The organism is Oribacterium sinus (genome assembly GCF_014202695.1).
Lineage (GTDB): Bacteria > Bacillota > Clostridia > Lachnospirales > Lachnospiraceae > Oribacterium > Oribacterium sinus.
In genome coordinates, this window is record NZ_JACHHH010000001.1 from 277,680 (window position 1) to 296,399 (window position 18,720).

The following is an 18,720-nucleotide window of genomic DNA, read 5'->3' on the forward strand; positions in this document are numbered from 1 at the left end:
AGAATATTCCATGAACATTGTTGAGTTATTAAAAGTCATTGTTTTCTCTTTGGTGGAGGGATTTACCGAGTGGCTTCCCATTTCCTCCACAGGACATATGATTTTACTGCAAAGTATTATTCCTTTGCAGCAAAGCAAGGAGTTTTTCTCCACCTTTGAAGTTTTGATTCAGCTGGGGGCGGTTGGAGCGGTAATCAAAGAATTTTTCTTCCGTATCTGGCCCGTAGCAAGAAGATCTCAGGGGAAAGGCTACTACTTGGAGCAGGGAAAATGTATTTTGATCGGAAAAATTTTAGTAGCTTGTCTTCCTGCAGCGGTTTTGGGACTTTTGCTGGATGATTTTTTGGATGCTCATCTTTACAATGCCTTTGTGGTCTCACTGATGCTGATTCTCTATGGTATCTTCTTCATTTTACTGGAAAGAAGAAATGAGGGACATCAGTTTCATACTTTAACTGTAGAGGAACTTTCTTGGAAAAATGCTCTTCTGATCGGACTTTTCCAGTGCTTGGCTCTGATACCGGGAACCTCCCGTTCAGGAGCTACTATTTTGGGGGCCATGCTTCTATCAGTAGGAAGATTGGCAGCCACGGAATTCTCCTTCTTCTTAAGTGTGCCGGTGATGGCAGGAGCCAGTCTTTTAAAACTGATTAAGCATGCAGGGAATTTTGGTGCAGGACAATGGTTTATGTTGCTTTTATCCATGCTCTTGTCCTATTTTGTCAGCCTATACTGTATTCGTTTTTTACTGCGCTATATTCGCAGCCATAATTTTCTTCCCTTCGCTTATTATAGAATTCTCTTTGGCGGCGTGATTCTTTTATGGTTTGCCGTATCCCATTTGGTGCTGTAAGAAATCCGTAATGGCACTGTAAAGGAAAGGGGCTTGTATAGAAAAGGCTACTTCGTTATGCTTAAACGGTCGATATACTAGGAGAATAAAAAAGGAAAAGAGGGAGTAAAATGAAAGCAAGAGGAGTAGTTTTAGCTATGGCCTTATCCCTTGTGATGGGGATGCAAAGCTTCGCCGCAACGGAAATCGGTTTAAATTTAAACTGGAAGTATGCGGGAAATTCTAAAATCAATACAGGAAAGGCCGTTTTATATACCAGTGATGTTAAGGAGCCGAAGCATATTACCATTGCGGTAAATGCAGGTCACGGAACCAAGGGGGGAGAGAAGCAGAGAACCCTTTGCCATCCGGACGGTACCAGAAAGTTAACCGGCGGAACCAATGCGGCAGGCGTGACTACGGCTTCGGCAGTGTCCTCCGGTATGACCTTCCAGGACGGCACCAGAGAAGCTACCGTAACATTGCAGATGGCTCATATTTTAGGGAAAAAGCTTCTGGCAGAGGGATATGATGTGCTGATGATTCGCAGTGAAGAGGATGTTCAGCTAGACAATATTGCCCGTACCGTTTTAGCCAACAACAAGGCGGATGCCCATATTGCTCTGCATTGGGATGCAACCACCAAGGACAAGGGTGCATTCTTTATGTCCGTTCCGGATGGATTAAAGAGGATGGAGCCGGTGGCAAGTAACTGGCAGAACCACGAAAAGCTGGGAGACAGCCTGATCAGCGGTTTAAAGGGACAGGGAGTGAAGATTTTCGGTAAGGGAAGAATGGATATGGATTTAACCCAAACATCCTATTCCACCATTCCTTCTGTAGACATTGAGCTGGGAGATAAGGTTTCCGACCATGGTGAAAAGACCTTAAACAATCTGGCAGATGGATTGGTTAAGGGAGTAAATATCTACTACGGATTTTCCTCTTAAATAGGCTCCTTAAAGAATTTTTAAAAACATAGTTTTGCAGTAAAGGTCTGAAAACGAGACGTTCCAAGCTGTCTCGATTTCAGACCTTTTTTGTAGAAAAAAGAGAGTAGCTTTTTTAGAGGAAATCTGTATAATGGAAAAGGTTCATAAAATTTACGGAGTATTCTTAAAGAATTAAGATTACAAAGAAATAACTGGAGGACATGAAGAAGATGGTTTTAGTAAAGACTTTGGCAGAGGGCTTAGGGTTTTATTATGATAAGAACGGTAATGCTGCAGTGGGAGAGGTCGGCGGTTATGATATGCTGATTACAAATGCGGATAAAGGCTCTCTATATTATCTGAATGTCTCTGTCACCAGAGGCGAGAAGCCCACAAAGGCGGACTTTGAAGGCATAAAAGAGTATAATAAATATTTAAAGACTATAGGAGTGAACAAGAAAAATTATCGTGTGGTTTTCACCCTTGGCGGAGCCTTTACCAAGGACGGTACAGTGAAAAGATTCCAAGAGATTTTACCGGCTTTGGCCAGATTCCTGCAGGATAGGGGATTTCAGAATTGTTCGGAAATCAGCGGCGTTACTCAGGGAGTATCCACCTATTTTGCTCAGGGAGTAAAGATTATTACGAAATCGGAATATGCGGAGATTGAAAGAGGAATTCAGGAAAAACAGGATAAGATTGCCCTTAGAGGATCAAGCAGTATCTTATTGGGAACAGTAGGTGCTCTTTTAGGCGCGGTGGTAGCAGGGGCAGTGGTTCTCTGTATTTCTCAGTTGGGCTATGTAAGCTGGTTTGGCGGTGTAGTCATGGGCGGTTTGGTTATGGGAGGATATAAAGTTTTTGCCGGTCGAATTCAAAAGATCGGTATTATCATCTCCGCCATTATTATGCTGGCAGCTATGTACTTAATTAACCGCCTGGATTGGGCATTAATGATTCAGCGATATTTTACACCGGATATGTTCGGCATGGAGGGAACAAAGCTCAGCCTGTCTTTTACGTTTAAAAATGTAGTGGCTATTGTGGAAACGGCCAATTTGCAAGCAGATTATTTTAAGAATCTCGGTTTACAGCTGTTTTTCACTTTCATTTGCGGATTAGTGACTTCCATCGGCGTAGTGCAGTGGGACAAGAACTCCTTCCTGGCTTATCCCATTGGAGAAGAAAAGCAGGATGTACAGGATGCAGGTCTTCCTTATACAGATAGCTTTGGAGATTCAGAGGAATAAGATTTTTCCAAGAAGGGGATGTAAAAAATTATTTTGATTTTTTACATCCCCTTCTTATATGAATTTGAAATAGGCCGATAATTTAAAAGGAAATGAGATAGGAACGAATATGGCATTGAAAAACATTGTAGGAAGCTGGGAACAAGGCTTGTTGTAGTGCGGGTTTTCACTGCCCCTCTCCTGACTCAAGAGAAATTCCTTGTTTTTTTAAGAAAGTATTTGTATACTAAGCCAAGTGTTTTTACACTGGCTTTTTTTACGTTACAGGATTTCTCAGGAGGGAAGTCGGGTAGGTTATAGACTATAAGAAGAGCTGAAGGAAACGGTCTCTTTACGGGTCTAAAGAAAAGGGGAGAAAAGAGAATCATGGAATTCATCGGAAGCCTTTTTGGCTTAATTGGTGGTTTGGGAATGTTTCTATACGGTATGACGGTGATGAGTGACGGTATGCAAAAAGCCGCCAGCTCCCGTATGTCCAAGTTCCTGAATTTGGTAACGGGAAATCGTGTGATGGCCGTTGTTTTAGGAGCAGCCATAACAGCTCTTGTGCAATCCTCCTCTGCAACCACCGTTATGGTGGTAGGTTTTGTAAATGCCGGAATCTTGAATCTTAGTCAGTCTGTCGGCATTATCATGGGTGCCAATATCGGAACCACCATTACCGCTTGGATGGTTTCCTTAACCCAGGTGTCCAGTTCCTCCCTGGCTTTTTTGAAGCCGGAATTTTTTGCACCACTCTTAGTGGGAGTGGGTGCCTTCCGCCTTCTTTTTGGGAAAAAAGGTAAAGATGACCTTGTAGCCAATTTCTGTATCGGTGTAGGTTTTATCTTTATCGGCTTGGAATTTATGAGTGATTCCGTGTCTCCCTATGCGGATTCTCCTATTTTTGCGAAAGCCTTTCAGGTAATGGGAGGAAATCCTATTCTTGGTATTTTAACCGGTGCGGTGGTAACGGGAATTATCCAGTCCTCTGCAGCTTCCGTATCCATCCTTCAGACCTTGGCTTTATCCGGTGCGGTACCGAGAGCCGCGGGCTTCTATATCACTCTGGGACAAAACATCGGTACCTGTGTAACCGCTATGCTTTCCTCTACCGGAGCCTCCAGAACCGCTAAGAGAGCGGCGGTAATTCACCTTCTCTTTAATGTGACCGGTGCGATTTTGTTCGGAGCTATTATTTTCTTTTTAAGTCTTCCAATGAAGAGTTTTTTCCAGGGACAATTAAGCCCAGTGGAAATTTCCCTCTTCCATACCATATTTAACGTATCCTGTACCGTTGTTTTATTCCCATTTGGAGATCTACTGGTGAATCTTTCCGGAACTTTGGTTAGAGAGAGTAAGCAGGATAAGGAGGATGAGGAGAATCCGAACCACTACACGGAGGTGGAGAAGAATCTGATTCAGCACTTGGACAAGCGTATTTTGGAATCTCCCGCCATCGCCATTTCCGCTACTAAGGCAGAGGTTGTCAATATGGCCAGAATTACGGCGGTAAATATCTCTCACGCCATGGGCATCTTACTGGAAGAGAAGGTGGAAGAAATCCAAGAGGTTTATGCCAGAGAGAAAATCATTGATAATATGCAGAAGCTTCTGACGGATTATCTGATTCACATCGGAAATCTTTCTTTAAATGAGAATCAGAAGCTGGAAGTGACCAATATGTTTAATACCATTACCGATGTGGAAAGAGCTGCGGATCATGCGGAAAATATTGCGGAGCAGGCTCAGTATGCTCAGGATCACGATATCTCTTTCTCGGAAATCGGTCAGGATGATTTAAAGAAGATTTCCAATAAGGTTATGGAGTCCTTTGAAGCCAGTATTGATGCCTTTGAGAACAATGACTTGGATGCTGTGGTAAGAACAGCTCATCTGGAGGATCAGGTGGATGAGATGGAAGAGGATATGAGAGAGACCCATATTCTAAGATTAAGCTCCGGGGACTGTGTGCCTCAGGCCGGTGTAATTTTCTTGGATGTCATTTCCGACTTGGAAAGAATTTCCGACCATGCGGATAATGTGGCGGGTTATGTGAAAACGATGATTTAAAAAAAGAGCGGTAAAATCAAAATGGTTTTCTAAGCAATATAGGTCTAAAATCGGGGCACGCTCTCGCTAGCATCGCCACGTAGCGGATACTAAGCGAAAAACTGCATTTCACTTGTTTTTCGCAAGTACCGACGGGCTCAGACTACCCCGTATTTAGACCTATATTGCCGTAAACCTATATATATTTTGATTTTACCGCTCTTTTTTTATGCTATGGTTTCCGGAATAAGGAGGATAGTAAGAACTTCAAGAAAGCGGAATTAGATTTAAAAATAATTATTTTAATAATGATTTAATTTTTCTTTTTAGAAATCTGTAAACTTTTGGTGAAAACTTGCGTTTTTTCGTCATTTGTACTTGCAAAAACACATTGCCTGCAATAGAATGAACGTGCTGTTTAAGAAATTAAAATGATTTATTATGTAGGAGGAAAAGGATATGGCAGTAAAAGTAGCGATTAACGGATTTGGACGTATCGGACGTTTGGCATTTCGTCAGATGTTTGATCATGAAGGAACAGAGATTGTTGCCATCAACGATTTAACCGATCCTAAGATGCTTGCGCACCTTTTAAAGTATGATTCTTCTCAGGGAAGATATAAGTATGAAGATACAGTAGTTGCCGGAGAAGACTATATCGAAGTTAAGGGAAAGAAGATTAAGATTTACAAGGAGGCTGACGCTTCCAAGTTACCTTGGGGACAGCTTTCCGTAGACGTAGTTCTTGAGTGTACCGGTTTCTACACCTCCAAGGATAAGGCAAATGCTCATATCCAGGCCGGTGCTAAGAAGGTAGTTATTTCCGCACCTGCAGGAAATGATCTTCCTACTATCGTATACAATGTTAACCATGAGACCATTAAGGCTGAGGACAACATCATTTCCGCAGCATCCTGCACCACCAACTGTCTTGCACCGATGGCTAAGGCTTTAAATGATTTCGCTCCAATTCAGTCCGGTATCATGGCAACTATCCATGCTTACACCGGAGACCAGATGATCCTTGACGGACCACAGAGAAAGGGAGATTTAAGAAGAGCTCGCGCAGGAGCTATCAACATCGTTCCAAACTCTACCGGTGCTGCTAAGGCTATCGGCTTGGTTATCCCTGAGTTAAACGGTAAGTTAATCGGTTCTGCACAGAGAGTTCCTGTTCCAACAGGTTCCACAACCCTCCTTTTCGCAGTTGTTAAGTCTTCTCAGGAAGTTACCAAGGAAGCTATCAATGCTGCTATGAAGAAGGCTTCCGATCCTGAGACCTTTGGCTACACAGAGGAAGAGTTGGTTTCCAGCGATATCATCGGAATGACCTATGGATCTCTTTTCGATGCTACTCAGACCATGGTATCCAAGGTGGGAGATGACCTTTATGAGGTTCAGGTTGTATCTTGGTATGACAACGAGAACTCCTACACTTCTCAGATGGTTCGTACCATTAAGTACTTCGAGAAGTTTGTAAAGTAATTTTATAGGCATAGATTTTTGCGGAAAGCCGCCGGAGTGGATCCGGTGGCTTTTTCCGAAGTAGAGAAGGAGATTAGCATGGCAGAATTAAACAAGAAATCCGTAGATGACATTTCCGTAAAAGGCAAGAGGGTTTTATGCCGTTGTGATTTTAATGTACCTTTAAAAGAGGGAAAGATTACCGATGAGAACCGCCTTGTGGCAGCGCTTCCTACCATTAAGAAGCTGATTGCTGATGGCGGAAAGGTGATTTTATGTTCTCACCTTGGAAAGCCAAAGGGAGAGCCAAAGCCTGAGCTTTCTTTAGCACCTGTAGCAAAGCGTCTTTCCGAGCTTTTAGGACAGCCTGTGGTTTTCGCCAAAGATGATACTGTAGTAGGAGAAAATGCTAAAGCTGCAGTAGAAAAGATGAAGGACGGAGATGTGGTTCTTCTGGAGAATACTCGCTACCGTGCGGAGGAGACTAAGAATGGAGAGGCTTTCTCCAAGGAATTGGCTTCTTTAGCAGATGTTTTTGTAAATGATGCTTTTGGAACTGCACACAGAGCTCATTGCTCCAACGTTGGTGTGACCCAGTTTATTTCCGGACCTGCTGTAGTGGGCTACTTAATGCAGAAGGAAATTCAGTTCCTGGGACAGGCTGTAGAAAATCCTGTTCGTCCCTTCGTTGCCATTCTTGGCGGTGCTAAGGTGTCCGATAAGTTAAATGTAATCTCCAACCTTTTAGAGAAATGCAATACTCTGATTATCGGTGGAGGAATGGCATTTACCTTCGTAAAGGCTATGGGCTATGAAATCGGAAAGTCCTTAGTGGATGACGAGAAGCTTTCCTACTGTAAAGAAATGCTTGAAAAGGGAAAGAAATTAGGCTGTGAAATTCTGCTTCCTGTGGATGCGGTTTGTGCGGCATCTTTCCCGGATCCTATTGATGATGCCAACTTAGCAGTAAAGACTGTGGATATTTCTGAAATTCCTGCAGATATGCTGGGCTTGGATATCGGACCGAAGTCTGCAGAGCTTTTTGCCAATGCGGTGAAGTCTGCAAAGACTGTGGTATGGAACGGACCTATGGGCGTTTTTGAGAACCCTGTATTGGCTAAGGGAACCATTGCAGTAGCAAAGGCTTTGGCAGAGACAGAGGCTACTACCATTATCGGTGGTGGAGATAGTGCCGCAGCGGTGAATATCTTGGGCTTCGGAGATAAGATGACTCATATTTCCACCGGCGGCGGAGCTTCCTTAGAGTTCCTGGAGGGAAAAGAGCTTCCCGGTGTTGCAGCTGCAAATAATAAGTAAGAAGTTCTATAAATAATCAGATAAATCCGTATGCATAGAAGTCAGTATATACAGATGTCATTAAGGACAGTAGTTAGTAAATACAGAAATCAGTATATAGATTATTATGCATAAGATAGATAGAAATTGTAGGAAATAGGTGAGAAGATGAGAAAGAAAATTATTGCAGGAAACTGGAAGATGAATATGACCGTAACAGAGGCCAAGGCTTTATGCGATAAACTGCTTCCCTTGGTGAATACGGATGCGGTGGACGTGGTTTTCTGTGTACCGGCTATCGACATTGTACCTGTAGTGGAGAAGCTTCAGAGCTCCAAGATTTCCGTTGGAGCGGAGAATCTTTACTTTGAAGAGGCCGGCGCTTACACCGGAGAAATCTCCGCCAATATGCTGGTGGATGCAGGAGTAAAGTATGTTATCATGGGACACTCCGAGCGTAGAGGATATTTCCATGAGACAGATGAGGATATTAACAAGAAGGCTAAGAAGGCTTTGGAAAAGGGGCTTACCCCTATCATTTGCTGTGGAGAAAGCTTAGAGCAGAGAGAAATGGGAATTTACTTTGAGTGGATTTCCATGCAGATTAAGGCGGCTTTCCAGGGAATTTCCGCGGAGGATGCCGGAAAATGCGTTATCGCTTATGAACCAATCTGGGCCATCGGAACCGGAAAGACTGCAACGGCTGAGCAGGCGGAAGAGGTTTGTGCATACATCCGTAAGGTAATTTGCGAAATCTATTCCCAGGCGGTAGGAGAGAAGATTCGTATTCAGTATGGCGGATCTATGAATGCCGGAAACTGCAAGGAGCTTCTGTCCAAGCCAAACATTGATGGCGGATTAATCGGCGGTGCATCCCTTAAAGAGGAGTTTGCTAAGATTGTAAACTACCAGGATTAAGAAGAAGTACCAGAACTAAAGGAGTACCGTACGTTATGCGTACGGTACTCTTTAAATTTAGAAGGATTATAAAGAGGATTTAACGAATCAGAAATAGTGGGTAGCCTGTTATGCAGTATAGGTCTAAAAAGGGGTAATCTGAGCCCGTGGGTTCTTGGCTTTTGTCTTTTAAAAGCTTAGAACCCCTACGTGGCGAGGTTAGCGAGAGCGTGCCCCGTTTTAGACCTATACTGCATAAAGGCTATTTATAAAACTGATTAAAGTCTCTTTATAATCCTAAAATTTTCTCTTTGGATTTTTCGGAAACCAGCCTCTTTCCACTCTCTTTTCCTGTTCGTATAATTCATGGATACTCCAAAAGCAGGAGATGCCGAAGATGGCCAGGCTTCCGGAGAGGAATAGAGAAGGAAGAAAAAGGCTGGCTATACAAGCGAATAAACCGATTAAGAAAAAAAGCCAGGCTATTTTCTTACTAAAGTAATATTCCGCATATACCACTATGGGGTGAAATATCCCTATGCAGAGAAAACACACCAAGCCTAAGAGTAAACCTTGAATACTCATAGTTTAAAATACTCCCGAAGCTCTCGAAGCAGGGTATCCAAATCCACCTCTGCCCGTTCACTCATAATCTTTACCGTGGCTTTCGGCATCATAATACGAGCAAGAGGAGTGTTTAAGGCCTTAAAGCGGTCACTTAATCGGAAAAGGAGAGTCTTTACATTGGGATCTGCTTCCAAAATATCCTTTAGCAGGGTGTCTTCGTTGATTTCCGTCAGCTTGCCGGCTGCCAAAGTCCCTGCGCTTTCTTTATTGCCTACATCTTCAGAAGTCTTTGAGCCTTCCCTCTTGTCTTCGTCTTCAGAAGTCTCCTTGCTTTCTCCCTTTTCCTGTTGCTCCCAGGTTAGAAGAGTTTGAGAGCCTTGTAAGGAACGGATATGGGTGCAGTCCTGCATCATTTCCAGCACACCCCGGAACTTTCCGTTTTCATCCCGAACCGCATAGTAGATGATGTAAATAAAGAGGTCCGGCTTATTAATCCAAAACTCCGCCTTGTCCTGCTCTCCGGAACGGAACTTCTTGATTATTTCTTCAACGATATGTACCGAAGCTTTTGGATGACAGTTTTTCACATCTCTACCGATGACATTTTTACTTCTGGGGAAAACTCTGTGCTTGGTGTCGGTATAGAAGCAAACCAGTTCATTTTCATCTACATAGGAAAGATCCACCGGCATATGCTGGTAAATCAGATTAATCTGCTCCAGAGTAAGCTGACCGGTAGTAACATTCAATTTTTCTTCTTTATTGTTAAAGCCGTATTTTCCTAGAAGACCGGCAAGCTCTTCCGCAAAGCCGGGAGCAGAGGAAAGACCGGAGAGGGGAGAGGTACTCTGAGAAGCGGTATGGGAGACGTTTTGCTTTGGAGATTTTTCCGGCTCAACGGTAATATAAGCAAAGCCGATTTCCCGGTCTCCCTCAGCCATATAGCGAAACTCTTCGTCACTTATCATCTCCAAGGAAGTGGGGTAGAGGATATTTTCCTCCTTGTCCATCAAATCCCGAACATCCGCCACAAGCTCTGCCTGCTTTCCGATAAACTCCTCTTCCTTATCCTCTAAAAGAAGCTTGTAGCACTCTGCAATCTCATCCCGGATAAAGTCATCCAGCGTCCACATGGTGGTGGTAGGGCGGGTAAAGCCCTTCTTTTCCAAAACCGGATAGAGCTGGTTTTGTTTTCTGGACAAATGAATTTTGAATTTCAACAATTCTTCATATAGTTCCAGCCATTGGTTTTTAATGAGGGGATACTGCACCAAATCCTCTACAGAAAACAGTAATTCCTTCATTTTGGCATTTTCCCTACGGTAACAGGAGATAGGATGATTTTCCGGAAGCTCTTGATCCTTTGTGACTAAAACATCCTGGAAGACCTCCAGCATGGCCTGAATATCTTCCTTAATGCACTCGTCTTCGGTTTCCTCCACCATTTCCTGCTCGATAATGGCAATTTCATAGGGGGCCAGGTGTTGTACTCTATCCTTCAGCGCTTTTCTGGCTTCTTCCAAGGAAATCTTACCTTCATCATAGGCGGACTTTATTTCGTGAACAATTTCTAACTTCTTCCCATCAATATTTTGAAAATTCTCTCTCATCGCTTCCTCCTTATGTAGATTTTCAATCTACTAAACAATTAAATCAGAATTAGACAGCTTTACTAGTCTATTGAGTTAGAACTATCTAACCAACACTATCATAACAAAAACGATGAGAGAATAACAATGAAAATTCCATATCAAATTCTAAAGAGATTTTCAGAAGATTTCTCTAACACATTGTCACTTTGTAAAGGGTATGAGCTCTTTTAATATATGGGGAAAAAATATAAAAATTATTAATGATATTCATAACGAAGATTTTATTTATTATTCTTAAAAATAGCAATATACTGATTGGGTAGATATGGCTAACCGATTTAAATAATAATAATTGAAACAGGCGAGTTCGACTAACTTTTCTATTCAAATGATTTCTTATCATTTTTAGAATATGCCGGCAGAGAAAAGCAAAGAACTAAGCTTCATTTTTGGATAAACCGGAAAGCATAGTAAGGGGCGTTAAGAAAATTAAACCTGGACGTGAGGCCGTAAATCACAGTTTATAGAAAGAGGTTTAAAATGAAGAAGATGACGAAAGGGGTTATTCTATCCCTTGCTTTTGTCTTGCCTACAATTTTGGTGCAGGGAAAAGCATTTGCTGCAGAGACTGCAAATACCGGCGAGTGGAAAGCAATGAATGGAAAATGGTTCTATGAGAAAGAAGGTAAGCCGGTAAAGGATTGGCTTATGGATAAGGGAAATTGGTATTATCTTTCTCAGGACTCCGGAGAGATGCTTCTGGGAAGTCAAGATATTAAGGGCGCTAACTATTATTTTCAAAATAAAAATGAGGCGGTAGAAGGTTCTATGGCAAGAGGCTGGCATCAAGACAGTAAGGGTGCCTATCGCTTTTACGATAACCGGGAGGGAAGCCCTACAGAGGGACAGGAGCTTAGAGGCTGGCAATGGATTGACGGATATTGCTATTATTTTGAAGAAGAAGAAGGCGAGAAAAAGGGAATTCTCCTGCAAAACGGCATGAGCAAGGACGGTTATACCGTAAATGAAGAGGGACAATGGACGGTAAACGGTGTAGTGCAGTTTGTTGAGGGAAAAGGCTTTATCACAAAAAAATCCGATGTAAAAGGTGTTTCCAGAACGATTGAAAATACGGAAGCTCGTCCGGAGAGAACAAGTTCTACACGCAGTCACTCCGGAAGAAGAAGCAGTGGAGCAGGAAGTAACGGAAGCGGTAATATAAACAGGAATGGAAGCAATGCCGGAGCAAGCGGAAATGCAGGAGCTTCCTCTAGCGGAGTGGGTGAGCAAGATAAGAAAAATTCCAAGACTGAACTGCCTCAGGAGAATTCTAAAGCAGAAAATTCTAAAGTGGAAACAGGAAAAGAAAATCCGGATAAGAAGGCGGAATCCTTGCTTGCAGATGGTGTTTTCTACGGTACGGGAACTTGGTCAAGATACTATGAGCAAAGCGGTCCGGATATCGTAAAAGTCAGCATTAAAGACGGCAAGATTGCAGAAGTTAGCAATGTGAAATACACGGAAGATGACAGCTATCAGGACAAGACCTTTAAGATCTTTGATTATCTCAAAGGCTTAGAGGATGTAAAAGAACTGGAGAAAAACCTGAAGGAGAAAAAGGGCGAAGCCTATGATGCGGTAGCTTCTGCAACCCAGTCCACATTGGGCGAGGTCAGTGCAGTGGATAATGCTCTTGCCCGTTCCAGAAAGCTGAAAAAAGACAAAAAAGAACAAAAAATTGCCTATTTTGATTTTACAAGAAAGCCAAATGCCAGAGCAGTAGGGGATAGCTTGGATCTTTCTGACACCATTCTTGACCTACATTTTGCAGACGTAAGCAGACAGGATGTTCCTTATGCAGACTTTGCAAAGCATGGCATTACCGTGGATAAAGAACAGGGAAGCCCCTTACCGGAAATTGGAACAACTTTTCCGGTATATTTCCAAAACGAAGACTCTTTGATTAAGCTCCCAAGTTTTATTCAGGTGCAAAAGGATTATAGGTGGGCTTATGCGGATGAGATTCGCCTGACCTATGAAAATGGAGAGGTGAAAACCCTTCCAACAGATAAAGATCATTTTGTTTACCGTGCTGTAGAAACGGGGAAAGACATCATCAAGGCGGAGTTGCTTCGGGGAGGAAAGGTCCTGACGGAGGGAGTGTATGATGCAAATCGCTCTGTTTGGGATTTCCAATTAGATGATAAACAGCTTCCAAAAGACTATGATGCTTGGAGATATAAGGATATTCAATTAAAAGAAGTTATGGATGAAGGAAAAATCCCTGCTTCCGTAGAACTTCTTTATGATGGGGAGTATATTCTGGAAGACACAATCCATCTGGAAAAAGAAGCCATTCTGTCCGGAGAAGTTCTTGAAAAGGACGGGGATGTAAATCTTGATTATTTCGATGAAATCGAAAAAAATCCAGCTTTACTGCTTGGAGAAGCGGAGAATGAAAATGAAAAGACTGTAAAAGTGGAACTACGCTATATTCCTGACAAGACAGAGAAAAAAGTTTCCGGAGAGGGAAACTCTGAAAACGGGGATGGAGAAGAAGAGAAAAATGCTACCGTAGAACTAAGTTTTCCGGATTTAATCATTAAAGGGAAGACGGCGAAGTTAATTCTTCGTCTTCACTATGTTTCTATCGAGGAGGAAGGCGAAGATGGAGCAGTGGAAACAGAGTAATGCGCATAGCAATCCTCTTTTTTAGAATTTATTAGCAATCAGAAAAATAAATCGTTTTCCGGCAGTATAGTCCTGAAAAAGGGGTAGTCTGAGCCCGTGGGTACTTGCGAAAAACAAGAGAAACGCAGTTTTTCGCTTAGTATCCCTTATGTAAGGACAAACTTTTCATCAGAAAAGTTGTTCTGTACGAGACCAACTTCCGAAGGAATTTGCTTTGCGAAGCAAAGTGAGCAGTGGTTAACAAAACCACTGCTCAGTCAGGCGAAGCTAGCGAGAGCGTGCCCCACTTTCAGACCTATACTGTACGGAAAACGTTTTTGATTATTATAAATCTGTTTTAAAAAGGAAGATTACTAAAGCTGAATTCCGTTTTTCCGCCCTTCTTATCGATGCTGATGTCAAAGAATAGTTCATTGGATAGCCTTCCATTTCCATAGAATATATTCTCTTCCTCTACCTTTTGTTGGAAGGGAAGTTTTTTTTCCAGCAGCTTTATATTGTCTTCCATATTATCAATAGTAAAGAAGAACTGGTACTGGAATTGCTCTATATTTCCTTCTCCATAGTGGAAAAAGCTCATTTCATAAAGGGGTGTATCCGGAAAACTGCTAAGTGCTTTTTCAATAGCTTCCTGGGAATTGTTCGGAAGACTTTCGCTGTAGGGATACAGAAAATTCTCCTCCTGAACATCTGCTTTTCCGAAAAGAGAAGATGTTCTGGAGCAGTAAACTGGATGAAGAAAGAGAGGAAGGGAAGAGAGTAGCGAAAGAAGAAATATCACTATAGTCCCCTTACGAAACAGCTCAAATACTGCCAGTTTCTTGGCGTAGGAAGCCAAAAGTCCCAGCCCTCCATACAGTAAGGGAAGGACTGTGAAAAAGAAGCAAAGGGACAGTAGGGGGGAAGAGGGAAGCAAAAGCTTCGGATTTTTATAGCTGTAGAGTAAGATAGGTAGAAGAAACAGAAGAAATTGTAAGCTGATTCCGAAAAGAATCAATGGAAAAAAATGATGAGAAAAAAGCAGTCTTTTGGGACTGCCTTTTTCTGTTGCAAGCTTTTGGTTCTTCTGAAAGAGGGCGCCTAAAAAGGACTTTCCGCTCTTATTTTTATTTTCTGTGAAATGTAAATCCTTAGACATTTGCTTAGATTTCCCATGGCAGGTTTTCCTTACCGAAGTGTCCGTAAGAAGAAACCAGATTATAGTCTGTATTTAAAAGATTTAAGTTGGAAATAATACCCTTTGGCGTAAGGTCGTACTTTTCGATTACGGAACGCCAAAGGTCTCCCACATTTTCATGCTCGGTACCGAAGCAGTCCAGATAAACGGATACAGGCTCCGCCACACCGATAGCATAAGCCAGCTGTACCTCACATCTGTCAGTCTTTCCTGCGGAAACCAGGTCCTTCGCAATTTTTCTGGCCATATAGGCTGCAGAACGGTCTACCTTGGAAGGATCCTTTCCGGAAAATGCGCCGCCGCCGTGATGAGCAGCGCCGCCGTAGGTGTCGGCAATAATCTTACGTCCTGTAAGACCGGAATCTGCAAAGGAGGAACCGAGAACAAAACGTCCGGTGGGGTTTACCAAGATGCGGAAGTCGGTATTTAAATTCATTTCCGCAGCGGTTTCCACCATGATTTTCTGAATAATCTCCCGAACCTGTGACAGGGAAACGGATTCACTGTGCTGAGAAGAAATCAGGAAGGTATCAATGCGATTTTCCTTGTAATCATAGCTTACCTGGGCCTTAGCATCCGGCTTTAAAATAGAAAAGGCATTTTCCAGATTAAAGGCACGGAGCTTCTGCAAAGCTCTGGTGGATAAAACATAGGGAATAGGGAGCATTTCCTTGGTTTCATTGGTGGCATACCCGAACATCATTCCCTGATCTCCGGCACCGTCATGGTCTACACCCATGGCAATATCGGGAGACTGTACGGAAATCAACTCTTGAATCTTATAGCGATCCAAGTCCTCCAAACCGATATTCTTTAACACGTTTCGGCAAAGAGTATCGTAGTCGGGGGTGTGGCTGCTGGTGATTTCTCCCAAAATCACAATATCATAGTCTTTAATGCAACATTCTGCGGCGATTCTTCCCTTGGGATCGTGCTTTAAAATGTCTGTAACGATGGCATCACTGATTTGATCGCAAATTTTATCCGGATGTCCGTTGGAAACCTGTTCTGATGAAAATAACATAAAAATAATCCTTTCTATTTTGTATACAGAGTGGGAGAAAGCTTCGAAAAGACATAAAAAAACCATTGGGCTCGCCAATGGTCGATAATCTTCTTATTGATCGAAACAAATGGTTCGCTCAGGTTAGCACCTTCCGTTTCCGGGGTTGCTGCGGCTTCTTAGCTCCTATGTAGCTCCACCGACTCTGAATAAGCTATGAAATTTTGTTCTGTTATACTAACAAAGAGAAGCGTAAAATGCAAGGAAAAGTTCGGGAGAAGAATATAAAAAAATAATAAATTTAAGTTTTCTTTACATTCCGGGAAGAATGAGATATAAGAGAGGGCACGGCTTTGCCGATATAAGATAAAAGGTAATGAGAAAAATAATACTGTCAAAAGGAAAGCGAACAATAATAGAGGATAGAGGAAGGGATTAAAATGTTTAAAGCGATAGCATTGGATTTGGATGGAACATTGACCAATTCGGAAAAGAAGGTCAGCGAAAGAAACAAAAAAGCTTTGCAGGAAGCTGTAAAAAGGGGCGTCAGCATTATTCTGGCTTCCGGAAGACCTACCTATGGCATGTCCGAGGTGTGGGAGGCCTTAGAGCTGGAAAAATTGGGAGGCTATGTTCTTTCCTATAACGGAAGTCTCTGTATGGATTGTAAGAGCAAAGAGGTTTTGTTTGAGAAGACGATTCCCCGGAAGTATTATGAGCCTATCGCCAAGGCAGTAAGAGAGGCGGATTTAGGTCTCCTTTCCTATCAGGGGAAGGAGATTGTAACAGAACGACCGGAATTTCCCTATATGGATAGAGAAAGCACCATTAATAAGATGCCCTTTCGAAAGGTAGAAGATTTTCCAAATGCCTTATCGGAGGAAGTTTGTAAACTTCTGGCATTGGGAGAGCATGAGGAGCTCCTTCCCTTAAAGGAAAGACTGGAAAAGGAGTATGGGGAGGAATTAAGTATCTTCTTTTCCGAACCCTTTTTCCTGGAAATCTGCCCCCTAGGAGTAGACAAGGGAGAATCCTTAAAAAGACTTTTAGAGAAAAAGGGCTGGAAGAGAGAAGAGCTGATGGCCTTTGGAGATGGAGGAAATGACCTTACCATGTTAGAATATGCCGGAAAAGGCATTGCCATGGCCAATTCCCAAAAGCATGTTTTAGAAATAGCTGACGAAATCACACTCAGCAATGATGAAGACGGAGTAGCAGTAATGGTGGAGAAGTACATTTTGAGCAATATATAAGAAATAGTATTGATACATGTTATTTTTGCATATTCATTTAGGGTGAAATCAAATTTGTAATAATACGTATACAGCTTTTTATGCAAAATAGGTCTGAAAAAGGGGTAATCTGAGCCCGCGGGTACTTGCGAAAAACAAGAGAAGCGCAGTTTTTCGCTTAGTATCCCCTGCGAGGCGATGTTAGCGAGAGCGTGCCCCAATTTCAGACCTATTCTGCCTAAAAAAGCGTAAAAATTATAATTCAACACACTATTTCCTTAAATACTTTGCGCAATGGGCTTCCTTACCCCTGCTCCATCAAGGATTCCTCCACCTTCATCATAATGGCGCATTCCATTCTCTTTCGGAAGAGCTTACAGCCATACTCATAGGTACCGGCAATATCTCCGGTGGAGTGGTAGGCATTTGCGGCACAGCCTCCGGCGCAATATAGCTTTGCCCAGCATTTTCCGCAGTCTTCTCTGGTATAGACATTGGTGTTTCGGAATTCTTCTCTAGCTTCTTCCTTGGTGATACCGTTCCAAATATCTCCCAGCTTATATTCCTTGTCGGAGACGAACTGGTGGCAGGGGTATAGCTCCCCCTGGGCGGAAACCGCCATATACTCGGTTCCGGAACCGCAGCCGGAGATTCTCTTATAAATGCAGGGGCCTCTGTCCAAATCCACCATATAATGGTAGAAGGTTACAGGATCTCCCGCCTTTTTTCTGCGAAGCAGGTCCAGTGCCAGCTTTTCATATTGCTCATAGAGGATGGGCAAATCTTCCTCGGTTAGGGCGGAGGGCTCTCCCGGCTTTAAAACCACCGGTTCCATGGACAGCTCTTTAAAGCCCAGCTCATCAGCCATGTGGGCAATATCTTCCGTAAAATCCGTATTAAAATGGGAGAAGGTTCCTCTCATGTAGTACTCCTTGTCCCCCCGTTTTTCCACAAAACGCTGGAACTTGGGGACGATTTGATCGTAGCTTCCCTTTCCCTTTCGGTCTACACGAAAACGGTCATTGACTTCCTTTCGTCCATCCAGACTTAAAACCACATTATGACATTCTTCATTTGCCCAATCCATGATTTCTTCCGTGAGTCCTACACCGTTGGTGGTTAGGGTGAAACGGAAGTTCTTTCCCTTTTCCTTCTCGATGGAGCGGGCATAGGCCACCAGATCCTTACAAACCTGGAAGTTCACCAAGGGCTCTCCACCAAAGAAGTCCACCTCTAAATTTCGGCGGGTGCCGGAATTTTCAATGAGGAAATCCAGGGCTCTTTTTCCGGTTTCAAAGCTCATAAGCCCTGACTCTCCGTGATAATGCCCTTGGGAGGCAAAGCAGTAGGAGCAAGCTAAGTTACAGCTGTGGGCTACCAAAAGGCAAAGAGCCTTGATCACATTTCCGCTGTGGGATTTTAGCTTTCCGGCTAAAGGCGCATAGTTGTCTTTAGTAAAGAGCTTTTTGCTTTCGATTAATTCATCTATATCCGAAAAGCAGTCTAGAAAGTCCTGCTCTGTACTCTCCGGAAATTCCACTTTAAGCTTTTGGAGCACTTCCTCTCTGGAAAGTCCTTTTTCCAAATAGCCGATGGCAGCATAAGCCATAGGATCCGTAACATGGATGCTTCCGCTGTATACATCCAAAACAATGTGTCGTCCGTTCATCAAATACTGGTGAATCATTTACCCTTCCTTCTATAAAACAAATGTATACATAAAATTAATGTATAAACTAAATCAGTATAAATAAAA

At 42.8% G+C, this 18,720-nt stretch carries 14 protein-coding genes and 1 riboswitch; of the genes, 9 read left to right on the top strand and 5 right to left on the bottom strand.

Features of this window, described 5'->3' with window-relative positions:
• Positions 1–10 precede the first annotated feature (10 nt).
• The 7 genes from HNQ46_RS01150 (at position 11) to tpiA (ending at position 8,723) form a co-directional block, all read left to right on the top strand.
• Positions 11–853 carry an undecaprenyl-diphosphate phosphatase gene (locus tag HNQ46_RS01150; RefSeq protein WP_007155856.1) on the top strand — a complete coding sequence of 281 codons (843 nt, stop codon included), beginning with the start codon at positions 11–13 and terminating at the stop codon, positions 851–853.
• A 110-nt stretch (positions 854–963) separates the two neighbouring features.
• Entirely contained in the window at positions 964–1,782 is an 819-nt protein-coding gene (locus tag HNQ46_RS01155; protein WP_183681864.1) for an N-acetylmuramoyl-L-alanine amidase family protein, read from the top strand.
• 203 nt (positions 1,783–1,985) lie between these two features.
• A complete protein-coding gene (locus HNQ46_RS01160) occupies positions 1,986–3,014 on the top strand; it encodes a hypothetical protein (protein ID WP_183681867.1) in 1,029 nt (342 codons plus the stop codon).
• A gap of 366 nt (positions 3,015–3,380) precedes the next feature.
• Positions 3,381–5,066 carry a Na/Pi cotransporter family protein gene (locus HNQ46_RS01165; protein WP_183681870.1) on the top strand — a complete coding sequence of 562 codons (1,686 nt, stop codon included), beginning with the start codon at positions 3,381–3,383 and terminating at the stop codon, positions 5,064–5,066.
• Between the two features lie 438 nt (positions 5,067–5,504).
• A complete protein-coding gene (gene gap, locus HNQ46_RS01170; protein WP_007155861.1) occupies positions 5,505–6,530 on the top strand; it encodes a type I glyceraldehyde-3-phosphate dehydrogenase in 1,026 nt (341 codons plus the stop codon).
• 78 nt (positions 6,531–6,608) lie between these two features.
• Positions 6,609–7,826, top strand: coding sequence for a phosphoglycerate kinase (locus tag HNQ46_RS01175; RefSeq protein ID WP_183681873.1), 1,218 nt, complete (start codon positions 6,609–6,611; stop codon positions 7,824–7,826).
• Between the two features lie 147 nt (positions 7,827–7,973).
• A complete protein-coding gene (gene tpiA, locus HNQ46_RS01180) occupies positions 7,974–8,723 on the top strand; it encodes a triose-phosphate isomerase (RefSeq protein ID WP_183681876.1) in 750 nt (249 codons plus the stop codon).
• Between the two features lie 276 nt (positions 8,724–8,999).
• Here the strand turns inward: tpiA and HNQ46_RS01185 are convergent, their stop codons facing one another.
• Positions 9,000–9,287, bottom strand: a complete 288-nt coding sequence (locus HNQ46_RS01185) for a DUF4491 family protein (protein ID WP_183681879.1) — start codon at positions 9,285–9,287, stop codon at positions 9,000–9,002.
• Positions 9,284–10,879, bottom strand: a complete 1,596-nt coding sequence (locus HNQ46_RS01190; RefSeq protein ID WP_183681882.1) for a DUF438 domain-containing protein — start codon at positions 10,877–10,879, stop codon at positions 9,284–9,286. The genes HNQ46_RS01185 and HNQ46_RS01190 overlap by 4 nt, the downstream gene beginning before the upstream one ends.
• 522 nt (positions 10,880–11,401) lie before the next feature.
• On the opposite strand from HNQ46_RS01190, the gene HNQ46_RS01195 reads away from it, so the two are divergent.
• Positions 11,402–13,552: a hypothetical protein gene (locus tag HNQ46_RS01195; protein WP_183681885.1), complete on the top strand. Its 2,151-nt coding sequence runs from the start codon at positions 11,402–11,404 to the stop codon at positions 13,550–13,552.
• A 337-nt stretch (positions 13,553–13,889) separates the two neighbouring features.
• Here HNQ46_RS01195 and HNQ46_RS01200 read toward each other — a convergent pair whose 3' ends face one another.
• Positions 13,890–14,690, bottom strand: a complete 801-nt coding sequence (locus HNQ46_RS01200; protein WP_183681888.1) for a hypothetical protein — start codon at positions 14,688–14,690, stop codon at positions 13,890–13,892.
• Between the two features lie 4 nt (positions 14,691–14,694).
• Positions 14,695–15,753, bottom strand: coding sequence for a methionine adenosyltransferase (gene metK / locus HNQ46_RS01205; RefSeq protein ID WP_183681890.1), 1,059 nt, complete (start codon positions 15,751–15,753; stop codon positions 14,695–14,697).
• 90 nt (positions 15,754–15,843) lie between these two features.
• Positions 15,844–15,948: riboswitch (SAM riboswitch) on the bottom strand.
• Between the two features lie 224 nt (positions 15,949–16,172).
• Between metK and HNQ46_RS01210 the strand changes: the two genes are divergently transcribed.
• Positions 16,173–16,985, top strand: a complete 813-nt coding sequence (locus HNQ46_RS01210; RefSeq protein ID WP_183681895.1) for a Cof-type HAD-IIB family hydrolase — start codon at positions 16,173–16,175, stop codon at positions 16,983–16,985.
• Between the two features lie 283 nt (positions 16,986–17,268).
• On the opposite strand, the gene scfB is transcribed toward HNQ46_RS01210, so the two are convergent.
• Complete coding sequence (gene scfB, locus HNQ46_RS01215; RefSeq protein ID WP_183681898.1) at positions 17,269–18,651, bottom strand: thioether cross-link-forming SCIFF peptide maturase; 1,383 nt, start codon at positions 18,649–18,651, stop codon at positions 17,269–17,271.
• Positions 18,652–18,720 lie beyond the last annotated feature (69 nt).

Coding starts and splice junctions, on each gene's coding strand:
- HNQ46_RS01150 (WP_007155856.1), top strand. CDS start 11: ATGAACATTGTTGAGTTATTAAAAGTCATTGTTTTCTCTTTGGTGGAG.
- HNQ46_RS01155 (WP_183681864.1), top strand. CDS start 964: ATGAAAGCAAGAGGAGTAGTTTTAGCTATGGCCTTATCCCTTGTGATG.
- HNQ46_RS01160 (WP_183681867.1), top strand. CDS start 1,986: ATGAAGAAGATGGTTTTAGTAAAGACTTTGGCAGAGGGCTTAGGGTTT.
- HNQ46_RS01165 (WP_183681870.1), top strand. CDS start 3,381: ATGGAATTCATCGGAAGCCTTTTTGGCTTAATTGGTGGTTTGGGAATG.
- gap (WP_007155861.1), top strand. CDS start 5,505: ATGGCAGTAAAAGTAGCGATTAACGGATTTGGACGTATCGGACGTTTG.
- HNQ46_RS01175 (WP_183681873.1), top strand. CDS start 6,609: ATGGCAGAATTAAACAAGAAATCCGTAGATGACATTTCCGTAAAAGGC.
- tpiA (WP_183681876.1), top strand. CDS start 7,974: ATGAGAAAGAAAATTATTGCAGGAAACTGGAAGATGAATATGACCGTA.
- HNQ46_RS01185 (WP_183681879.1), bottom strand. CDS start 9,287: ATGAGTATTCAAGGTTTACTCTTAGGCTTGGTGTGTTTTCTCTGCATA.
- HNQ46_RS01190 (WP_183681882.1), bottom strand. CDS start 10,879: ATGAGAGAGAATTTTCAAAATATTGATGGGAAGAAGTTAGAAATTGTT.
- HNQ46_RS01195 (WP_183681885.1), top strand. CDS start 11,402: ATGAAGAAGATGACGAAAGGGGTTATTCTATCCCTTGCTTTTGTCTTG.
- HNQ46_RS01200 (WP_183681888.1), bottom strand. CDS start 14,690: ATGTCTAAGGATTTACATTTCACAGAAAATAAAAATAAGAGCGGAAAG.
- metK (WP_183681890.1), bottom strand. CDS start 15,753: ATGTTATTTTCATCAGAACAGGTTTCCAACGGACATCCGGATAAAATT.
- HNQ46_RS01210 (WP_183681895.1), top strand. CDS start 16,173: ATGTTTAAAGCGATAGCATTGGATTTGGATGGAACATTGACCAATTCG.
- scfB (WP_183681898.1), bottom strand. CDS start 18,651: ATGATTCACCAGTATTTGATGAACGGACGACACATTGTTTTGGATGTA.